At 71.1% G+C, this 239-nt stretch carries 1 protein-coding gene; it reads right to left on the bottom strand.

What is annotated here, in order from left to right; all coding sequences use genetic code 11:
- Positions 1-3: 3 nt before the first annotated feature.
- On the bottom strand, positions 4-239 hold a 236-nt coding region (locus OH705_RS28635), incomplete at its 5' end, for a hypothetical protein (protein WP_267303623.1).

Raw genomic sequence — 239 nt, 5'->3', positions numbered from 1 at the left:
CCCTCAGGCCGCCTGACGACCCGCGGCAAGCGCGTCCTTCTGGTCGCTGAGGTCTTCTTCAGCGCGCAGGTAGACCTGCAGCAACGCGTCGTCCGCCGAGGTCGAGGCGGCGGCACCGACCAGCAGCACCAGCCCTTGTCGCTGTCCGGCCTGATGCGCCGCCGCGCGCAGGGCGTCGATCCGTGCAGCGACGTCGCCGCCCTTCAAGAGCACGACGAACTCGGCGCTGTCGGTCACCC

Source organism: Pseudomonas sp. BJa3 (assembly GCF_026343815.1).
Classification (GTDB): Bacteria; Pseudomonadota; Gammaproteobacteria; order Pseudomonadales; family Pseudomonadaceae; genus Aquipseudomonas; species Aquipseudomonas soli.
This window is presented reverse-complemented; position numbering and strand designations above follow the sequence as displayed.